Below are 18,062 nucleotides of genomic sequence, written 5' to 3'. Positions count from 1 at the left end.
ACGTCAGTGGCGGCCCGAAGCATCAGTGGCGACCGGAGTGGCCGAAGCCGCCGCCGCCGCGCAGGCTCTCGTCGAAGTCGTCGACCAGCTCGAGCTCGGCCTGCACCACCGGCACCAGCACGTACTGGGCCAGGCGCTCGAAGGGCTCGAGGGTGAAGGTGGTGCTGCCGCGGTTCCACACCGAGATCATCAGCTCGCCCTGGTAGTCGGAGTCGATCAGCCCGACCAGGTTGCCGAGCACGATGCCGTGCTTGTGGCCGAGCCCGGAGCGGGGAAGGATCATGCCGGCCAGACCCGGGTCGGCGATGTGGATGGCGAGTCCGGTGCGCACCAGCTGGCAGTCGCCAGGCTCGAGGGTCAGCGGCTCGTCGAGCAGCGCGCGCAGGTCCATGCCGGCGGAGCCTTGGGTGGCGTAGTGGGGCAGGTGGTCGCGCATCCGCTCGTCGAGCAGCTTGACGGCGAGGCGGGGGCGGTCGGCGGTGGTCGGCATGGTGTGGCTTCCAGAAATAGAACGGTAAAAGACGAACGGAGTCGGGGATCAGCCGGCGTCGCCGACCGATGGGGTCAGGCGTGCCAGGGCGCGTCGGATCACGGCCTCGGCGAGCTCGGCCTTGGGCTGGGGCGGCAGGTCGTCCTGGCCGGTGGTGTCGCCCTCGCGCCACAGCAGCAGGGCGGCGTTGTCGTCGGCGCCGAAGCCGAGCCCGGCGCGGGAGACGTCATTGGCCACCACCATGTCGAGCCCCTTGCGCGCGAGCTTGTCGTGGGCGTAGGCGGCGAGGTCCCGGGTCTCGGCGGCGAAGCCGACGACGAAGGGGCGGTCGGGACGCGCGGCGACGGCGGCAATGATGTCGGGGTTCTTGACCAGGCGCAGGGTGAGGGTGTCCTCGCCTTCCTGTTTCTTGAGCTTGTGCTCGGCCGGCGCCTCGGCGCGGTAGTCCGCTACCGCGGCGCAGCCGATGAACAGGTCGCAGTCGCCGGCCAGGCGCTGGGCGGCGTCGTGCATCTCCCGGGCGCTTTCCACGTCGATGCGCGTCACGCCGGCCGGAGTGGGCAGCGCCACCGGTCCGCTGATCAGCGTCACCCGGGCGCCGAGGGCGGCGGCGGCGGTGGCCAGGGCGTAGCCCATCTTGCCGGAGCTGTGGTTGGAGAGGTAGCGCACCGGGTCCAGCGGCTCGCGGGTGGGGCCGGCGGTGATCACCACGTGAAGACCTTCGGCGGGGCGGTCGGCGGGCGCGCTCAGGGCGGCGAGGATGGCGTCGGGCTCGAGCATGCGGCCGGGGCCCACGTCGCCGCAGGCCTGGTCGCCGCTGTCCGGGCCCAGCAGTGTCCAGCCGTCGTCGACCAGCCGACGGGCGTTGCGGGCGGTGGCCGACTGGCGCCACATGGCCTGGTTCATGGCCGGGGCCATGGCCTTGTCGGCGTCACTCGCCAGGCACAGGGTGGTGAGCAGGTCGTCGGCGTGGCCGTTAGCCAGTCGCGCCATCGCGTCGGCGGTGGCCGGGGCGATCAGGATCAGGTCCGCCCAGCGGGCCAGCTCGATGTGCCCCATGCCGGCTTCGGCCTCGGGGTCGAGCAGCGAGGTGCGCACCGGTTCGCCGGTCAGCGCCTGCAGCGTCAGCGGGGTGATGAAGGCCTGGGCGCCGTCGGTCATCACGACGCGCACCTCGCAGCCGGCCTGCTTGAGCAGGCGGGCGAGCTGGGCGCTCTTGTAGGCGGCAATGCCGGCGCTGATGCCGAGCAGAACGCGGCGTGGAAGGGCTGTCGACATGGTCGTATCCGCGGCTGAATCCGGCCGTCTACCTTACCATTCGGCCGCACCCTTGCGTAGCCGCGCTCCTCGGCGTTGCCGGTGCCACGCCTTCCGGCTATCGCCTGCCGGTCTCGGGGCTACACTATCCTGAGGATGAAAAACGGGCAGGGAGGCCGGGATGTCGATTCGTGACTGGCCGGAGGGCGAACGCCCCCGGGAGAAGCTGCTGGCGCTGGGTTCCGAGGCGCTTTCCGACGCCGAGCTGCTGGCGATCTTCCTGCGCGTGGGCGTGACCGGGCGCTCGGCGGTGGATCTGGCCCGCGACCTGCTGTCGGCCTTCGGCGGCCTGCGGCCGCTGCTGGAGGCCGATCGTACGCGCTTCTGCGCCGAACGCGGGCTGGGCGAGGCCAAGTTCGTGCAGCTGCAGGCCACGCTGGAGCTGTCCCGGCGCCACCTGGCCAGCCAGCTGGCGCGGGAGGATGCGCTGACCTCGCCGTCGCTGGTGCGCGCCTATCTGGCCTCGCGGCTGCGACATCTCGGCCACGAGGAGTTCGCGGCGCTGTTCCTCGACAGCCAGCATCGGGTGATCCGCTTCGAGTCGCTGTTCCGTGGCACCCTCGACAGCGCCTCGGTGTATCCCCGCGAGGTGGTGCGCCGCGCCCTGGAACTGGGCGCCGGGGCGATCATCTTCGCTCACAACCATCCCTCCGGGGTGGCCGAGCCCAGCGATGCCGACCGGCGCATCACCGAGCGTCTCAAGGAGGCGCTCGGGCTGTTCGAGATCCGGGTGCTGGATCATTTCGTGGTCGGTGACGGCGAGGTGGTGTCATTCGCCGAGCGAGGGCTGCTATAATCCGCCGCGATCAAAATCCGCAGACGCAGTCGTGCTCGCCCGAGACTGGCCCCGAGGCCACGTCGGCCGGCGATGCCGCTGCACATTTCTGCACGTCGCTTGTCTGGCAACGTTGACTCTGGTATAAAGTGCAGCCTTTGAATTCCCTTGGGTCAAATGACAGCGGGGTCGTCCCGGTTTTGCCCGACAGGTTTTGAACAATCAGGTATTCGTACCTGGCCAAGCGGTTGGAGGCTCTCATGTCCAAAGTATGTCAGGTTACCGGCAAGCGCCCGGTGACTGGTAACAACGTTTCACACTCCCAGCGCAAGACGCGTCGTCGTTTCGTGCCGAACCTGCACAGCCACCGTTTCTGGGTGGAGTCCGAGAAGCGCTTCGTCAAGCTGCGCGTCTCCTCCAAAGGCATGCGCATCATCGACAAGAAGGGCATCGAAGCGGTGCTCGGCGACATTCGCAAGCGTGGCGAAACCGTCTAAGCGTTTCCATAAGGGAGAAGACTCATGCGTGACAAGATTCGTCTGGTGTCCAGCGCCGGTACCGGCCACTTCTACACCACCGACAAGAACAAGCGGAACACTCCTGACAAGATGGAGATGAAGAAATTCGATCCGGTTGTTCGCAAGCACGTGATGTACAAGGAAGCCAAGATCAAGTAAGTCGGGATCCCCGCGGTTCCCGAGATCGCTTCCGCCGCAGGCCTCGGCCTGTCCCCAAGAACCCGGCCCGATGGTCGGGTTCTTGCGTATGATCGCCGCACGCCGCCGATAGCAGGTCATTCCATGCCCGAGTTGCCCGAAGTCGAGACCACCCGGCGCGGCATTGCCCCGCACGTGGAGGGCCGCGAGATCACCGAGGTGATCGTGCGCCAGTCCCGCCTGCGGGTGCCGGTGCCGGAAGACCTGATCGACCGCCTGGTGGGCGCGCGCATCGGCTCGCTGGGGCGTCGCGCCAAGTACCTGCTGATCCCCGTGGAGGGCGGCGGCGGCACGCTGCTGTGGCATCTCGGCATGTCCGGCAGCCTGCGCATCGCCCGGGTCGGCGAGCTGCCCAAGAAGCACGACCACGTCGACCTGGTGCTCGACGACGGCGCGGTGCTGCGCTATCACGACCCTCGGCGCTTCGGTTTCGTCGACTGGCTGGCCGGCGATGCCGAGCACGACGCGCGCCTCGCGAAGCTGGGCCCGGAGCCGCTCTCCGAGGCCTTCGACGGCGGGCGGCTGTACGAGCTGTCGCGCCGGCGGCGCATGGCCGTGAAGCCCTTCCTGATGGACAATGCCGTGGTCGTCGGCGTCGGCAACATCTACGCCGCCGAGGCGCTGTTCCTGGCCGGCATCGATCCCCGGCGCGCCGCCGGGCGCATCTCGCGCGAGCGCTACGACCGCCTGGCGGCCGCGGTCAGCGAGGTGCTGGCCGCCGCCATCACCCAGGGCGGCACCACCCTGCGCGACTTCGTCAGCGGCACCGGCGAGCCGGGCTACTTCGCCCAGCGGCTCAACGTCTACGGCCGTGACGGCCAGCCCTGCCGGCGCTGCGGCGCCGAGCTGCGCCTGGTGACCCTGGGCCAGCGGGCCAGCGTCTTCTGCGGCGAGTGCCAGACCTGAGCGCCGCCACCCGATTCGATTTCGATGCCCGGGCCCACGGCCGGCATTCCCCGAACGTCCCCACGACCTCCATGATGAGAGCCACGACATGACCGCCCTACGCTCACTGCGCCTGAAGAAGAACGCCGATCGCCGCCTCAAGGCGGGACATCTCTGGCTGTACTCCAACGAGATCGACATCCAGGCCACGCCGCTCAAGGACTTCGCCCCCGGCGAGCAGGCCCAGGTCGAGGCCGCCAACGGCAAGGCGCTGGGCGTGGCCTACGTCAACGCCCACTCGCTGATCTGCGCGCGCCTGGTGTCCCGCGACCCGGCCATGCAGCTCGACCGCTCGCTGCTGGTCCACCGCCTGAACCAGGCCCTGGCCCTGCGCCAGCGCATGTTCGACAAGCCGTTCTATCGCCTGGTGCACGGCGAGGGCGACCTGCTGCCGGGGCTGATCATCGACCGCTTCGGCGACGTGCTGGTGGTGCAGCTCAACACCGCCGGCATGGAGGCCCAGCTCGAGCCGCTGCTCGATGCCCTGGACAAGGTCGTCTCCCCGAGCGCCGTGGTGCTGCGCAACGACACCTCCGGTCGCCGTCAGGAAGGCCTCGAAAGCCAGATCGAGGTGGTCAAGGGCACGCTGCCGGAGGCGGTGGAGCTCGAGGAGAACGGCGTGCGCTTCGTCGCCCCGGTGCTCGACGGCCAGAAGACCGGCTGGTTCTACGACCACCGCGTCAATCGCGCCTGGCTCAACCAGCATGTGGCCGGCAAGCGCGTGCTCGACCTGTTCAGCTACGTCGGCGGCTGGGGCGTTCAGGCCGCCGCCAGCGGTGCCAGCGAGGTGCTGTGCGTGGACGCCAGCGCCCCGGCGCTGGAGCGGGTCGCCGATAACGCCGCCCTCAACGGCCTGCACGAGCAGGTGGCGGTGGGCGAGGGCGATGCCTTCGAGGCCATGGCCGCGCTCAAGGCCGACGGCGAACAGTTCGACGTGGTGATCCTGGATCCGCCCGCCTTCATCAAGAAGCGCAAGGACACCACTGCCGGCGAGCGCGCCTACGGCAAGCTCAACCGCGAGGCCATGCGCCTGCTCGGCCGCGACGGCCTGCTGCTGTCGGCCTCCTGCTCGATGCATCTGGCGCCGGAGCGTCTGGTGGACACCGTGCGCGGTGCCGCCCGCCATCAGGATCGCCACGCCCAGATCCTGTTCCAGGGCCACCAGGGGCCGGATCACCCGGTGCACCCGGCGATTCCCGAGACCGCCTACCTCAAGGCCCTCGGCGTGCGTGTCTTCCGCGACTGATCGAGGCCCGATGAAACGGGGCGCGCCATCCGGCGCGCCCCGTTTTTCCTTAACGCGAGCGCCCATGAACGACTTCGCCTTCGTCCGTGTCTTCTCTCACGCCAATCCGCTGCTGGTCGGCCACGTGGCCAACCTGCTGGAGGTCGCCGGCATCCCCGTCGAGCGGCGCAACCTGACCCTGGGTGGCGGCGCCGGTGAGCTGCCGCCGGGCGACTGCGAACCCGAGGTCTGGGTCGCGCCCCACAACCGGGCGCGGGCCGAGGCGCTGATCCACGACGCCCTCGAAGGTCGCGTGGACCGCCCGGCCTGGACCTGCCCCGGTTGCGGCGAGCGGCTGGAAGGCGCGTTCGATGCCTGCTGGAACTGCGGCCGCTCCCGGCCCTGATGTCGGGCAACCGCAGGGCGGCGGCGGTTTCGTCGAGCGAATTGTGGTGAGAAGGCCGTTTTGCCGAACGACGTTCTGTACCTTTCGGCACTTTCCTGAAAATCCTGTCTTTTTAAGCGCGCCTGTCTGCGTGATCGTTCTGCTGTGCTGTAATGAGGTGGTGAGCCATTCTCATCCATCGGCCAACCGCGAGGATCGTCCATGCAGATCGCCGTTCCGAAGGAAATCAAGAACCATGAATACCGCGTCGCCCTGACGCCCAGCGGCGCCCGCGAGCTGATCGGCCGCGGCCACGCGGTGGTCGTTCAGGCCGGCGCCGGGGAGGGCGCCGGCTTCAGCGATGCCGACTACGAGGCCGCCGGCGCGCGCCTCGAGCCCGACGTGGCCAGGGTGTGGGCCGAGGCCGAGTTGATCCTCAAGGTCAAGGAGCCCCAGCCGGAGGAGGTCGCGAGGCTCTCGAAGGGGCAGACGCTGTTCACCTACCTGCACCTGGCCGCCGAGGAAGAGCTGACCCGGGGGCTGATGGAAAGCGGCGCCACCTGCATCGCCTACGAGACCATCACCGCGGCCGACGGCGGGCTGCCGCTGCTGGCACCGATGAGCACCGTGGCGGGCCGCATGGCGGTGCAGGCCGGCGCCCACAGTCTCGAGAAGGCCCAGGGCGGCGCCGGCGTGCTGCTGCCGGGCGTGCCCGGCGTGGCGCCGGCGCGGGTCACCGTGATCGGCGGCGGCGTGGTCGGCGAGAACGCCGCGCGCATGGCGCTGGGGCTGGGCGCCGAGGTGACGGTGCTGGACAAGTCCATCCCGCGCCTCGAGACCCTCGACGACCGCTACCAGGGCCGCATGAAGACCGTGTTCTCCACCGCCGACGCCCTCGAGGAAGCGGTGCGCGAGTCCGACCTGATCATCGGCGCCGTGCTGGTGCCCGGCGCCGCCGCGCCCAAGCTGATCACCCGCGCCATGCTGGCGGAGATGAAGCCGGGCAGCGTGCTGGTGGACGTGGCCATTGATCAGGGTGGCTGCTTCGAGACCAGCCGGCCGACCACCCACGCCGAGCCCACCTACGTGGTCGACGGCGTGGTGCACTACTGCGTGGCCAACATGCCCGGCGCGGTGGCGCGCACCTCGACCCAGGCGCTGACCAACGCCACCCTGCCGTTCGTCGTCGCCCTGGCCGACAAGGGCTGGCAGCAGGCGCTGGCCGACGATGCCCACTTCGCCGCGGGCCTCAATGTCCACGACGGCCAGCTGACCTATCGCGCCGTGGCCGAGGCCTTCGGGCTCGACTACGTGGAGGTCGATCGACTGATTGGCTGATTCCCGTTACCGAGTCGATAGCTGGCGGGCGCCGGGGACAGGTCGAAGAGGAGGTCCTACGCCAAGGATGGCGTCGGTAGCGCCCAGGGAGGGGTTCACAGCGCCTCCTCGATGGTCCGGCACCCCGGGACCTGTCGCCGGATCAGCCCGCGGGCGGCCTCAGGCAGGTCGCCTTGGCCGGGGCGCCGCGTTACCATAGCGGGCATTCGAGAGTCAGCTGAGTCCCGCTTTCATGACCGCATCTTCCGACAAGACCCGTGTGCTGACGGGGATCACCACCACCGGCACGCCCCACCTCGGCAACTACGTCGGGGCCATCAAGCCCGCCATCGCGGCTAGCCAGGACCCGAGCGTCCAGTCCTACTACTTCCTCGCCGACCTGCACGCCCTGATCAAGTGTCAGGACCCCAAGCGGGTCCAGCAGTCGCGCCTGGAAATCGCCGCCACCTGGCTGGCGCTGGGCCTCGACACCGACAACGCGATCTTCTACCGCCAGTCGGACGTGCCCGAGATCGCCGAGCTGAACTGGATGCTGTCCTGCGTCTGCGCCAAGGGCCTGATGAACCGCGCCCACGCCTACAAGGCGGCGGTGGCGGAGAACGAGGAAGCCGGCAGCCCCGATCCCGATCGCGGCATCACCATGGGCCTGTTCGGCTATCCGGTGCTGATGGCGGCGGACATCCTGATGTTCAACGCCAACAAGGTGCCGGTCGGCCGCGACCAGATCCAGCATATCGAGATGGCGCGCGACATGGGCGGACGCTTCAACCACCTGTTCAAGGGTCAGTACTTCACCCAGCCCGAGGCGGTGGTGGACGAGCGGGTTCAGGTGCTCAACGGCCTGGACGGGCGCAAGATGTCCAAGAGCTACGAGAACACCATTCCGCTGTTCGTCTCCGAGAAGAAGCTGCAGAAGCTGGTCCGCAAGATCAAGACCAACTCGCTGGAGCCCGGCGAGCCCAAGGACCCGGACACCTGCACCCTGTTCCAGATCTACTCGGCCTTCGCCAGCGCCGAGGAGACCGCGGCCATGCGTTCCGAGTACGAGAACGGCATCGGTTGGGGCGACGCCAAGAACCGCGTCTTCGAGTACCTGAACGCCCACCTGCGCGAGCCCCGCGAGCGCTACCAGGCGCTGCTGGAAGACCCCGCCCACATCGAGGCCGTGCTGAAGCAGGGCGCCGAGCGTGCCCGGGCCGAGGCCGCCCCCTTCATGGATCGCCTGCGAGAGGCGGTCGGCCTGGGCCGGTTCGTCTAGGCACGGTGTCCCAAGGTGGAGATCCACAACGGCGCCTCCGACCCTGGTCGGGGGCGCCGTTGTGGTAGAGTACCGACCAAGGCGCCGCAGAGCGCCACGGCCCGCATTCCCGACATGGAAAGAGAGAACTTGATGACCAGCGAAGCCAAGCGCCCCCTCTATGTGCCCTACGCCGGGCCGCCCCTGCTCGAAATGCCCCTGCTCAACAAGGGCAGCGCCTTCACCCGGGAGGAGCGCCTCGAGTTCAATCTGATCGGCCTGCTGCCGCAGAACGTCGAGACCATCGAGGAGCAGGCGGAGCGGGCCTATCGCCAGTATCGCCAGTGCCAGACCGACCTGGATCGCCACATCTATCTGCGCGCCATCCAGGACGACAACGAGACCCTGTATTTCCGGCTGGTCTCCGAGCATCTCGAGGAGATGCTGCCGATCATCTATACGCCGACGGTCGGTCAGGCCTGTGAAGAGTTCTCCAACATCTACCGCAACCACCGCGGCCTGTTCGTGTCCTACCCCGACCGCGACCGCATGGACGACATCCTGCGCAGCGCGACCAAGGACAACGTCAAGGTGATCGTGGTCACCGACGGCGAGCGCATCCTCGGCCTGGGCGACCAGGGCATCGGCGGCATGGGCATCCCGATCGGCAAGCTGTCGCTGTATACCGCCTGCGGCGGCATCAGCCCGGCCTATACCCTGCCGATCCAGATCGACGTGGGTACCAACAACCAGACCCTGCTCGACGATCCCATGTACATGGGCTGGCGCCATCCGCGTATCTCCCAGGAGGAGTACAACGTCTTCATGGCCGAGTTCATCACCGCCGTGAAGCGCCGCTGGCCGAACGTGCTGCTGCAGTTCGAGGACTTCGCCCAGGCCAACGCCCTGCCGCTGCTCGACCGCTACCGCGACGAGCTGTGCTGCTTCAACGACGACATCCAGGGCACCGCTTCCGTCTGCGTCGGCACCCTGATGGCGGCCTGCAAGGCCCGCGGCGAGACCGTCAGCGACCAGCGCGTGGCGGTGGTCGGCGCCGGCTCGGCCGGCTGTGGCATCGCCGAGCAGATCGTCGTGGCCATGCAGACCGAGGGCCTGTCCGAGGCCGAGGCGCGCCAGCGCATCTACATGGTGGACCGCGAGGGCCTGGTGACCGGTGACCAGGCCTGGCTGCGCGACTTCCAGCGCCGCCTGGCCCAGGAGGCGACGCTGGTCGCCGACTGGGACGGCCAGTCGCTACTGGAGGTGGTCAAGCGGGTCAAGCCGACCGTGCTGCTCGGGGTCAGCGGCCAGCAGGGCATCTTCACCGAGGAGGTGATCCGCACCATGCACGCCGGCTGCGCCTCGCCGCTGGTGATGCCGCTGTCCAACCCGACTTCCCGCGCCGAGGCGGTGCCGGCGGACGTGATCCGCTGGACCGACGGCCAGGCGATGGTCGCCACCGGCAGCCCCTTCGCCCCGGTGGAGCACGGCGGGCGCTCCTACCCGATCGCCCAGTGCAACAACGCCTACATCTTCCCGGGCATCGGCTTGGGCGTGGTGGCGTCCGGCGCCAAGCGCATCACCGACACCATGCTGATGGCCGCCTCCCGGGCGCTGGCCGATGCGGCGCCGGTGGCGAAGACCGGCGAGGGCGCGGTGCTGCCGGCGCTGGCCGACATCCGCGAGCTGTCCAAGGCGATCGCCTTCGAGGTCGGCGCCGAGGCCCAGCGCGAGGGCGTGGCGCTGAAGTCCGATGAACAGACCCTGCGCAATGCCATCGAGCGCAACTTCTGGACGCCGGAGTATCGCGCCTATCGTCGCCGCTCCTTCTGAGGCGCGCCGATCGAGCTCAGTATCGACCGCACAAGAAAGCCCCCGCCGGGTCAACGGCGGGGGCTTTTTCATGGTGCTGTGGAATCAGCGAATCAGGCCGAACCGATCATCTTGCGCAGCACGTAGTGCAGGATGCCGCCGTGGCGGTAGTACTCCAGCTCGTTGGCGGTGTCGATGCGGCACAGCGCCTCGAGCGTCTGCTCGCCCTTGTCGCTCTCGATGGTCACCTCGACCTTGCCGCCCGGGGCGAGATCGTCGAGGCCCTTGATGGAGACACGCTCGTCGCCGGTCAGGCCCAGGGTCTCGCGGGTCTCGCCCTCGGGGAACTGCAGCGGCACCACGCCCATGCCGATCAGGTTGGAACGGTGGATGCGCTCGTAGGACTCCGCCAGCACGGCGCGCACGCCGAGCAGCCGGGTGCCCTTGGCGGCCCAGTCGCGGGAGGAGCCGGTGCCGTATTCCTTGCCGGCGATCACCACCAGCGGGGTGCCTTCCTGCTGGTACTGCATGGCCGCGTCATAGATGGCCATCTGCTTGCCGGAAGGCACGTGGCGGGTCTCGCCGCCGACCACGCCGTCGAGCATCTCGTTCTTGATGCGCACGTTGGCGAAGGTGCCGCGCATCATGATCTCGTGGTTGCCGCGCCGCGAGCCGTAGGAGTTGAAGTCCACCGGCTTGACGCCGCGCTCCTGCAGGTAGCGACCCGCCGGGCTGTCGGGCTTGATGGCGCCGGCCGGCGAGATGTGGTCGGTGGTCACCGAGTCGCCGAGCATGGCCAGCACGTGGGCGCGGTGGACGTCCTCGGTGGGGGCGGGATCGCGGCCCATGCCCTCGAAGAACGGCGGGTGCTGGATGTAGGTGGAATCCTCGTTCCACTGGTACACCTCGCTCTCGGGCACATCGATGGCCTTCCACACCTCGTCGCCCTCGAACACTTCGGCGTATTCCTTGCGGTACATCTCGGTGCGGACCTGTTCCACCGCCTCGGCGATCTCGGCCTGGGAAGGCCAGATGTCCTGCAAGTAGACCGGCTGGCCGTGGCGGTCGACGCCCAGCGGGTCGCGGGCCAGGTCCTTGCGCACGTTGCCGGCCAGGGCATAGGCCACCACCAGGGGCGGCGAGGCCAGCCAGTTGGTCTTCACCTGAGGATGGACGCGGCCCTCGAAGTTGCGGTTGCCGGACAGCACCGAGGCCACGGTCAGGTCGCCGTCGGTGATCGCCTGCTCGATAGGCTCCGGCAGCGGGCCGGAGTTGCCGATGCAGGTGGTGCAGCCGTAGCCGACCAGGTTGAAGCCCAGGGCGTCGAGGTCGTCCTGCACGCCGCCGGCGGCCAGGTAGTCGGTGACCACCTTGGAACCGGGCGCCAGCGAGGTCTTGACCCAGGGCTTGGTGTCGAGCCCGCGCTCCCGGGCGTTACGCGCCAGCAGGCCGGCGGCCATCATCACGCTGGGATTGGAGGTGTTGGTGCAGGAGGTGATGGCGGCGATCACCACCGCGCCGGGGTCGAGGCGGAAGGCCTCGCCCTCGAGGTCGACCTCCTGGCTGTCGTGGTGCTCGTAGCTCTCCTCGACGCCCACCGCGGTCTGGCCGCCCTCGGACATCAGCTTGCCGTTCTCGGTGGAATCGCCGAGCGGCTTGCCGTCGTCCTCCATCACCTTGGCGAAGGCCGTCGGCATGTCGGCCAGGGTGACGCGGTCCTGGGGGCGCTTGGGGCCGGCCAGGCTGGCCTCGACGTCGCCCATGTCGAGCTCCAGGGTGTCGCTGAAGACGGGCTCGGCGCCGGGCTCGCGCCACAGGCCCTGGGCCTTGCAGTAGGCCTCGACCAGGGCGATCTGCTCCTCGTCGCGGCCGGTCAGGCGCATGTAGGTGAGGGTCTCGTCGTCGACCGGGAAGAAGCCGCAGGTGGCGCCGTATTCCGGGGCCATGTTGGCGATGGTGGCACGGTCGGCCAGCGGCAGGTCCTTGAGGCCATCGCCGTAGAATTCGACGAACTTGCCGACCACGCCGCGGCTGCGCAGCATCTGGGTCACCGTCAGCACCAGGTCGGTGGCGGTGATGCCCTCGCGCAGCTTGCCGGTGAGCTTGAAGCCCACCACCTCGGGGATCAGCATCGACACCGGCTGGCCGAGCATGGCCGCCTCGGCCTCGATGCCGCCGACGCCCCAGCCGAGCACGCCCAGGCCGTTGATCATGGTGGTGTGGGAGTCGGTGCCGACCAGGGTGTCGGGATAGGCGAAGGTCTTGCCGTCCTCCTCCTTGGTCCACACCGTCTTGCCCAGGTACTCGAGGTTGACCTGGTGACAGATGCCGGTGCCCGGCGGCACCACGCGGAAGTTGTCGAAGGCCTGCTGGCCCCAGCGCAGGAACTCGTAGCGTTCGCGGTTGCGCTCCATCTCGATGGCGACGTTGTCCTTGAAGGCGCTGGGGTCGCCGAAGTGGTCGACCATCACCGAGTGGTCGATCACCAGGTCCACCGGCGACAGGGGATTGATGCGCGACGGCTGCTCGCCGAGGGTCTCGACCGCGGCGCGCATCGAGGCCAGGTCGACCACGCCGGGGACGCCGGTGAAGTCCTGCATCAGCACCCGGGCCGGGCGGTAGCCGATCTCGCGATCGGACGAGGCGGTCTTCTGCCAGTCGACCAGCGCCTGCATGTCCTCGCGCTCGACGCCTTCCTGATCGGCGAAGCGCAGCTGGTTCTCCAGCAGGATCTTCAGCGTCATCGGCAGGCGATCGATGTCGCCCAGCGTCTCGGCGGCCTTGGGCAGGCTATGGTAATGGAAGGTGGTGCCGGCGGCGTCGAGGGTCTGCAGCGTCTCCGGTAGGGACGAAGTGCTCATGGGGTCCTCCTGTCACGGCGGGAAAGATCGAACCATCCTGGTCCGCTATCGATTACATGGTCATGATAGATGGCCTTTTCAACCATCGCGCCGACGGCGGGCCCGGCGCCCTTGAAAAGACGGCCGCGGCGCCCCATCTAACGAGGCATTGACCCGGCCGGGGGGAGACAGACGTGCACGAGGAAGCGCTGGACAGCCACGCGGTGCGCTGCCCCTACTGCGATACCGGCTTCGACCTGCTGGTCGACCTTTCCCAGGGCAGCCACACGACCTGGGAGGACTGCCCGCAGTGCTGTTCGCCGATCCAGATGCGCATCGAGGTGTCGCTGGTCGGCGGCGAGCTCGAGTCGCTGACCCTGGGACGCGACGACGAGGTACTGTGAAGACAAGTGCTGTGAGCCGCCGCGGCGTGCGTGCGCGCCGCGGCTGCCGGTCATCGATTTTGCCTATCCGTGCCATTGACTCGCTTCGGTGGTGCGGCGAGGATGCCTGACCTAGCGTAGGCATTCCGCTTTTACTCCCATGAATGCCATCACTCACTCAAGGAGATCTGCATGAGCGTACTGGTTGGACGTCAAGCACCCGATTTCGAAGCCGCCGCCGTCCTCGGCAACGGCGAGATCGTCGATAACTTCAAGCTGTCCGACAGCAACGGCAAGCTCCGCGTGCTGTTCTTCTGGCCGCTGGACTTCACCTTCGTGTGCCCGTCCGAGATCATCGCCCACGACAACCGTCTGGCGCAGTTCAAGGAGCTCGGCGTCGAGGTGATCGGTGTCTCCATCGATTCCCAGTTCACCCACCACGCCTGGCGCCTGACCTCGCCGGAGAAGGGCGGCATCGGTGAAGTCGGCTTCCCGATCGTGGCCGACGTCAAGCACGAGATCACCCAGGCCTACGGCATCGAGCATCCGGAAGCCGGCGTCGCCATGCGCGGTTCCTTCCTGATCGACGAGAACGGCGTCGTCCAGCACCAGGTCGTCAACAACCTGCCGCTGGGCCGCAACGTCGACGAGATGCTGCGCATGGTCAAGGCCCTGCAGTTCCACCAGAAGAACGGCGAAGTCTGCCCGGCCGGCTGGGACGAAGGCCAGGAAGGCATGAAGGACACCGCCGAAGGTGTCGCGAGCTACCTGGGTAACCACGCCGGCGCTCTCTAAGCCCGTGTGATGTCCCCCGGGGCGGCCTGCGGGCCGCCCCTCGCGTCCCCGACAGCGGCCTTCGCGATGCCGACGGCTCGCCGCCATCGCCAAGCCCGTTGCTCCACCCCTTTCGAGACCTGCGAGGTTCCCCATGAGCGAAGCGCGCCACGAACGCCTGATCATCCTCGGCTCCGGCCCCGCCGGCTACACCGCCGCCGTCTACGCCGCCCGCGCCAACCTGAAGCCGCTGCTGATCACCGGCATCCAGGCCGGCGGTCAGCTGACCACCACCACCGACGTGGACAACTGGCCGGGCGATGACACCGGCGTGCAGGGCCCCGAGCTGATGGAGCGCATGAAGCGCCACGCCGAGCGCTTCGACACCGAGGTGCTGTTCGACCATATCCACGAGGTCGAGCTGCGCGAGACGCCCTACACCCTGAAGGGTGACAACGGCACCTACACCTGCGATGCCCTGATCATCGCCACCGGCGCCAGCGCCCGCTACCTGGGCCTGGACTCCGAGCAGAAGTTCATGGGCCAGGGCGTGTCCGCCTGTGCCACCTGCGACGGCTTCTTCTACCGCAACCAGGAAGTGGTGGTGGTCGGCGGCGGCAACACCGCCGTGGAAGAGGCGCTGTACCTCTCCAACATCGCCTCCAAGGTCACCCTGGTGCACCGCCGCGACAGCCTGCGCGCCGAGAAGATTCTGCAGGACAAGCTGTTCGAGAAGGCCGAGAACGGCAACGTCGAGCTGATCTGGAACCACACCCTGGACGAGGTGCTGGGCGACAACACCGGCGTCACCGGGGCGCGGCTGAAGTCCACCGAGGACGGCAGCTCGCGTGAGATCGGCGCGCCGGGCGTGTTCATCGCCATCGGCCACAGCCCCAACACCGGCATCTTCGAGGGCCAGCTGGACATGGCCGGCGGTTACATCAAGGTGCAGTCCGGCCTCGAGGGCAACGCCACCGCCACCAGCGTGCCGGGCGTGTTCGCCGCCGGCGACGTCATGGACCACGTCTACCGCCAGGCGGTGACCTCCGCCGGCACCGGCTGCATGGCGGCCCTGGACGCCGAGCGTTACCTGGAAACGCTCTGAGGCTTGAGGCCCGCCTGTCGGGCTCTGGCATCACGCTAATCGCTAGTAATGCGGCGGCACCTCGTCCTCCGGGCGGGGTGTCGCTGTGTCCGCTTCCTGGAGTGCCTGGCGCTGTTCGCGCAGCTTGTGCTGCATCAGCTCGTTGAGGCGTTCCAGCTGCATCAGGCGCTTTTCCTGGGCGGCCACCGTGCGGTCCAGGGTATCCAGCCAGTGTTCCTGGTAGGCCAGCCGGCTCTCCAGGGCCTCCAGCCGCGCCGCGGCGTCGGAGGGCGTGTCGTCGTCGTGCATGATAGACTCCTTATACCGTGTCAAGGCTCGTCCTGGTGCGGTCTGTCGTGGCCCCGTTCGCCGATGCATCGAACGCGGCCGGCGCAGTCGGGTCGAGGGCGGCCTGCGGGCCGTTCGGTGCCTCGCCCCCATCACATCCGTTCCCAATGACAAGAGAGCATCCGAGGTTTATGAATCGAAAGGTCGTGTTTCGTTGCAGTATCGTCAGTCTGCTGCTGGCCGCACCGGCGCCGCTGCTGATCGCGCTGTTCGTCCATCTCACCGGTGGTGAGCTGTCCCGCGAGCTGTTCGCCAGCCTCGAGGTCGGCGGTCTGGCGGTGGTCTATGTCGCGGCGGCCCTGGCGGTCTTCCTGCTGATGCTGGTGGCCACCCTGGCGATCAACGCCCTGACGCCGCAGCTGTCCAACATCGCCGAGGTCGAGGACGACGGCCGCGAGATCGGCGAGGTCAAGTGGTTCAACGTCAACAAGGGCTATGGCTTCATCACCCGTGACAGCGGCGAGGATGTCTTCGTCCATTTCCGTGCCATCCGCGGTCGCGGTCATCGCACCCTGGCCGAGGGGCAGAAGGTGAAGTATCACGTCTCGCGCAATGACAGAGGTTTGCAGGCCGACGACGTCACCGTCATTACGTGAGAGGAAAGCGGCTGCGCTCGGCCATACGGCGTTAAAAATCGACTCAAAGTACTCATTTACTTCAGTAAACTCCGTCTTTTCGTCGATTTTTGCCTTGTCTGGCCTTCGCTCGCCAGCTTTCTGGTAGCTCTATATCTCAGCACTTAACGACATCGCCCCGCATCCGCGGGGCGATGTCGTTTCGGCTCACTGCCCCGAGTCGGGCCAGTCGATGGTGGCCTCGGCGCCGTCCGGCAGCACCTGCAGGAAGCGGTCCGGGTCGTCGCCGGGCTGCCAGCCGCCCAGCGAGCAGCGCACCTCGCAGCCGAGTCGCGCGGCGGCGGCGCGGGCGAGGTCGCTGTCGGTGGGCCAGGGCGATTCGGCGCTGTCCAGCCACAGGCTGGCGAAGCCGTCGGCGGCCTTCTCGACCAGCAGCACCGGGATCTCGGCCCCGTCGTGGCGGCCCTGGGTGCGCCAGCGGTGCTTGCCGGCCGGCTTCAGCGGCGCGGCGTCGAGGGTCTCGCCGAGCCAGGCGTTCAGGGCGTCGGGCTCGACGCGGGCCAGATAGATCTCGATGTCGGGATAGCGTTCCATGGTGTCCTCAGGGGCGTGACGTGCCGTCGACGAACAGCCGGGTCATGATCGCTTCATAGACCCGGCTGAGGTCGTCGAGGTCGGCGGCGCGGACCCGTTCGTTGACCTTGTGGATGGTGTCGTTGCGCGGGCCGAGCTCGACCACCTGGCTGCCCAGGGTGGCGATGAAGCGGCCGTCGGAGGTGCCGCCGGCGGTGGACAGCTCGGGGCGATGGCCCATCACGTCCTCGACGCCGCCGACCGCGGCCTCCACCAGCGCGCCTTCCGAGGTCAGGAAGGGCTCGCCGTTGAGCGTCCAGTCGATGTGGAAGTCCAGGCCGTGGGCCTCGAGGATCGCCTCGGTGCGCTGGCGCAGCGTCTCGTGGGTCAGCGCGGTGGAGTAGCGGAAGTTGAACACCACCTCCACCTCGCCCGGAATCACGTTGGTGGCACCGGTGCCCGAGCGGATGTTGGAGACCTGGAAACTGGTCGCCGGGAAGAATTCGTTGCCGCCGTCCCAGTGCTCGCGCACCAGGGCGTCCAGCGCCGGGGCGACCTCGTGGATCGGGTTGCGCGCCATGTGCGGGTAGGCCACGTGGCCCTGCACGCCCCTGACGTGCAGCACGCCGCCCAGCGAGCCGCGCCGGCCGTTCTTGATCACGTCGCCGAGTCGGTCGGTGGAGGAGGGCTCGCCGACGATGCAGTAGTCGAGGCGGTCGTGGGACTCGCGCAGGTGCTCGACCACGGCGCGGGTGCCGTCCACCGCCGGGCCTTCCTCGTCGGAGGTGATCAGGAAGGCCAGGCGCCCCGGATGATCGGGATGGGCGGTCACGAAGCGCTCCACGGCGGTGACCATGGCGGCCAGGCTGCCCTTCATGTCGGCGGCGCCGCGGCCGCACAGCATGCCGTCGTCATCGATGCAGGGCGCGAAGGGCGGGTGCTCCCAGTTGACCTCGGGGCCGCTCGGCACCACGTCGGTATGGCCGGCGAAGGCCAGCACCGGGCCGTGATGGCCGCGCACCGCCCAGAAGTTCTCGACGTCGCCGAACGGCAGGCGCTCGATGGCGAAGCCCAGGCGTTCCAGGCGTTCGATCATCAGGTCCTGGCAGCCCAGGTCATCGGGGGTCACGGAGGGGCGGCGCATCAGCGCCATGGCGAGTTCGAGGGTCGGGGAGAGCGTAGGGTCGGAGCTGGTCGAGGTCATGCGGGATTCCGGCGGGCCGTCCCCCGGCGCCGTGAGGCGCC

Annotated in this window: 19 protein-coding genes; 13 read left to right on the top strand and 6 right to left on the bottom strand. The window is 68.4% G+C overall.

The window, feature by feature from the left end:
* Positions 1 to 22 precede the first annotated feature (22 nt).
* Entirely contained in the window at positions 23 to 490 is a 468-nt protein-coding gene (gene dut, locus UN84_RS15100) for a dUTP diphosphatase (RefSeq protein ID WP_046078385.1), read from the bottom strand.
* A gap of 48 nt (positions 491 to 538) precedes the next feature.
* Positions 539 to 1,768, bottom strand: a complete 1,230-nt coding sequence (coaBC, locus tag UN84_RS15095) for a bifunctional phosphopantothenoylcysteine decarboxylase/phosphopantothenate--cysteine ligase CoaBC (RefSeq protein ID WP_046078384.1) — start codon at positions 1,766 to 1,768, stop codon at positions 539 to 541.
* 160 nt (positions 1,769 to 1,928) lie between these two features.
* On the opposite strand from coaBC, the gene radC reads away from it, so the two are divergent.
* From radC to UN84_RS15050, 9 genes are all read left to right on the top strand, one after another.
* Positions 1,929 to 2,603, top strand: coding sequence for a RadC family protein (gene radC, locus UN84_RS15090; RefSeq protein ID WP_046078383.1), 675 nt, complete (start codon positions 1,929 to 1,931; stop codon positions 2,601 to 2,603).
* Positions 2,604 to 2,842: 239 nt separating this feature from the next.
* Positions 2,843 to 3,079, top strand: a complete 237-nt coding sequence (rpmB, locus tag UN84_RS15085) for a 50S ribosomal protein L28 (RefSeq protein WP_035592734.1) — start codon at positions 2,843 to 2,845, stop codon at positions 3,077 to 3,079.
* 24 nt (positions 3,080 to 3,103) lie between these two features.
* Positions 3,104 to 3,259, top strand: coding sequence for a 50S ribosomal protein L33 (gene rpmG, locus UN84_RS15080; protein WP_016856547.1), 156 nt, complete (start codon positions 3,104 to 3,106; stop codon positions 3,257 to 3,259).
* A 123-nt stretch (positions 3,260 to 3,382) separates the two neighbouring features.
* Positions 3,383 to 4,204 carry a bifunctional DNA-formamidopyrimidine glycosylase/DNA-(apurinic or apyrimidinic site) lyase gene (gene mutM / locus UN84_RS15075; RefSeq protein ID WP_046078382.1) on the top strand — a complete coding sequence of 274 codons (822 nt, stop codon included), beginning with the start codon at positions 3,383 to 3,385 and terminating at the stop codon, positions 4,202 to 4,204.
* Positions 4,205 to 4,292: 88 nt separating this feature from the next.
* Positions 4,293 to 5,489, top strand: coding sequence for a class I SAM-dependent rRNA methyltransferase (locus UN84_RS15070; protein WP_046078381.1), 1,197 nt, complete (start codon positions 4,293 to 4,295; stop codon positions 5,487 to 5,489).
* A 64-nt stretch (positions 5,490 to 5,553) separates the two neighbouring features.
* Entirely contained in the window at positions 5,554 to 5,874 is a 321-nt protein-coding gene (locus tag UN84_RS15065) for a putative signal transducing protein (RefSeq protein ID WP_046078380.1), read from the top strand.
* Positions 5,875 to 6,075: 201 nt separating this feature from the next.
* Positions 6,076 to 7,191, top strand: a complete 1,116-nt coding sequence (gene ald, locus UN84_RS15060) for an alanine dehydrogenase (RefSeq protein WP_046078379.1) — start codon at positions 6,076 to 6,078, stop codon at positions 7,189 to 7,191.
* A gap of 232 nt (positions 7,192 to 7,423) precedes the next feature.
* Positions 7,424 to 8,449 (top strand): tryptophan--tRNA ligase, encoded by a 1,026-nt coding sequence (locus UN84_RS15055; protein WP_046078378.1) that lies wholly within the window; start codon positions 7,424 to 7,426, stop codon positions 8,447 to 8,449.
* Between the two features lie 132 nt (positions 8,450 to 8,581).
* Complete coding sequence (locus UN84_RS15050) at positions 8,582 to 10,261, top strand: NAD-dependent malic enzyme (protein WP_046078377.1); 1,680 nt, start codon at positions 8,582 to 8,584, stop codon at positions 10,259 to 10,261.
* A 92-nt stretch (positions 10,262 to 10,353) separates the two neighbouring features.
* Here UN84_RS15050 and acnA read toward each other — a convergent pair whose 3' ends face one another.
* The gene (gene acnA, locus UN84_RS15045; protein WP_046078376.1) at positions 10,354 to 13,101 is read right to left on the bottom strand and encodes an aconitate hydratase AcnA; all 2,748 of its coding nucleotides are present in this window, start codon (positions 13,099 to 13,101) and stop codon (positions 10,354 to 10,356) included.
* Between the two features lie 173 nt (positions 13,102 to 13,274).
* On the opposite strand from acnA, the gene UN84_RS15040 reads away from it, so the two are divergent.
* The 3 genes from UN84_RS15040 to trxB all read left to right on the top strand — a co-directional run bounded on the left by UN84_RS15040 (position 13,275) and on the right by trxB (position 15,342).
* Positions 13,275 to 13,484: a CPXCG motif-containing cysteine-rich protein gene (locus UN84_RS15040; protein WP_035592719.1), complete on the top strand. Its 210-nt coding sequence runs from the start codon at positions 13,275 to 13,277 to the stop codon at positions 13,482 to 13,484.
* Positions 13,485 to 13,655: 171 nt separating this feature from the next.
* Positions 13,656 to 14,258, top strand: a complete 603-nt coding sequence (locus tag UN84_RS15035; protein ID WP_016853437.1) for a peroxiredoxin — start codon at positions 13,656 to 13,658, stop codon at positions 14,256 to 14,258.
* Between the two features lie 133 nt (positions 14,259 to 14,391).
* Positions 14,392 to 15,342, top strand: coding sequence for a thioredoxin-disulfide reductase (gene trxB / locus UN84_RS15030; protein ID WP_046078375.1), 951 nt, complete (start codon positions 14,392 to 14,394; stop codon positions 15,340 to 15,342).
* Positions 15,343 to 15,384: 42 nt separating this feature from the next.
* Here trxB and UN84_RS15025 read toward each other — a convergent pair whose 3' ends face one another.
* The gene (locus tag UN84_RS15025; RefSeq protein ID WP_046078374.1) at positions 15,385 to 15,630 is read right to left on the bottom strand and encodes a SlyX family protein; all 246 of its coding nucleotides are present in this window, start codon (positions 15,628 to 15,630) and stop codon (positions 15,385 to 15,387) included.
* Between the two features lie 170 nt (positions 15,631 to 15,800).
* Here UN84_RS15025 and UN84_RS17495 point away from each other — a divergent pair, with 170 nt between their 5' ends.
* Positions 15,801 to 16,265: a cold-shock protein gene (locus tag UN84_RS17495; RefSeq protein ID WP_016853440.1), complete on the top strand. Its 465-nt coding sequence runs from the start codon at positions 15,801 to 15,803 to the stop codon at positions 16,263 to 16,265.
* Between the two features lie 186 nt (positions 16,266 to 16,451).
* On the opposite strand, the gene UN84_RS15015 is transcribed toward UN84_RS17495, so the two are convergent.
* Both UN84_RS15015 and dapE read right to left on the bottom strand, forming a co-directional pair.
* Entirely contained in the window at positions 16,452 to 16,838 is a 387-nt protein-coding gene (locus tag UN84_RS15015) for a hypothetical protein (protein WP_046078373.1), read from the bottom strand.
* Positions 16,839 to 16,845: 7 nt separating this feature from the next.
* Positions 16,846 to 18,021 carry a succinyl-diaminopimelate desuccinylase gene (gene dapE, locus UN84_RS15010; protein WP_046078372.1) on the bottom strand — a complete coding sequence of 392 codons (1,176 nt, stop codon included), beginning with the start codon at positions 18,019 to 18,021 and terminating at the stop codon, positions 16,846 to 16,848.
* Positions 18,022 to 18,062 lie beyond the last annotated feature (41 nt).

Origin of the sequence: Halomonas sp. HG01 (assembly GCF_000968715.2) — a bacterium.
GTDB lineage: Bacteria > Pseudomonadota > Gammaproteobacteria > Pseudomonadales > Halomonadaceae > Halomonas > Halomonas halophila.
This window is presented reverse-complemented; position numbering and strand designations above follow the sequence as displayed.

Coding starts and splice junctions, on each gene's coding strand:
- trxB (WP_046078375.1), top strand. CDS start 14,392: ATGAGCGAAGCGCGCCACGAACGCCTGATCATCCTCGGCTCCGGCCCC.
- UN84_RS15055 (WP_046078378.1), top strand. CDS start 7,424: ATGACCGCATCTTCCGACAAGACCCGTGTGCTGACGGGGATCACCACC.
- mutM (WP_046078382.1), top strand. CDS start 3,383: ATGCCCGAGTTGCCCGAAGTCGAGACCACCCGGCGCGGCATTGCCCCG.
- rpmG (WP_016856547.1), top strand. CDS start 3,104: ATGCGTGACAAGATTCGTCTGGTGTCCAGCGCCGGTACCGGCCACTTC.
- UN84_RS15025 (WP_046078374.1), bottom strand. CDS start 15,630: ATGCACGACGACGACACGCCCTCCGACGCCGCGGCGCGGCTGGAGGCC.
- UN84_RS17495 (WP_016853440.1), top strand. CDS start 15,801: ATGAATCGAAAGGTCGTGTTTCGTTGCAGTATCGTCAGTCTGCTGCTG.
- UN84_RS15065 (WP_046078380.1), top strand. CDS start 5,554: ATGAACGACTTCGCCTTCGTCCGTGTCTTCTCTCACGCCAATCCGCTG.
- UN84_RS15050 (WP_046078377.1), top strand. CDS start 8,582: ATGACCAGCGAAGCCAAGCGCCCCCTCTATGTGCCCTACGCCGGGCCG.
- UN84_RS15070 (WP_046078381.1), top strand. CDS start 4,293: ATGACCGCCCTACGCTCACTGCGCCTGAAGAAGAACGCCGATCGCCGC.
- acnA (WP_046078376.1), bottom strand. CDS start 13,101: ATGAGCACTTCGTCCCTACCGGAGACGCTGCAGACCCTCGACGCCGCC.
- ald (WP_046078379.1), top strand. CDS start 6,076: ATGCAGATCGCCGTTCCGAAGGAAATCAAGAACCATGAATACCGCGTC.
- UN84_RS15035 (WP_016853437.1), top strand. CDS start 13,656: ATGAGCGTACTGGTTGGACGTCAAGCACCCGATTTCGAAGCCGCCGCC.
- radC (WP_046078383.1), top strand. CDS start 1,929: ATGTCGATTCGTGACTGGCCGGAGGGCGAACGCCCCCGGGAGAAGCTG.
- rpmB (WP_035592734.1), top strand. CDS start 2,843: ATGTCCAAAGTATGTCAGGTTACCGGCAAGCGCCCGGTGACTGGTAAC.
- coaBC (WP_046078384.1), bottom strand. CDS start 1,768: ATGTCGACAGCCCTTCCACGCCGCGTTCTGCTCGGCATCAGCGCCGGC.
- UN84_RS15015 (WP_046078373.1), bottom strand. CDS start 16,838: ATGGAACGCTATCCCGACATCGAGATCTATCTGGCCCGCGTCGAGCCC.
- dut (WP_046078385.1), bottom strand. CDS start 490: ATGCCGACCACCGCCGACCGCCCCCGCCTCGCCGTCAAGCTGCTCGAC.
- dapE (WP_046078372.1), bottom strand. CDS start 18,021: ATGACCTCGACCAGCTCCGACCCTACGCTCTCCCCGACCCTCGAACTC.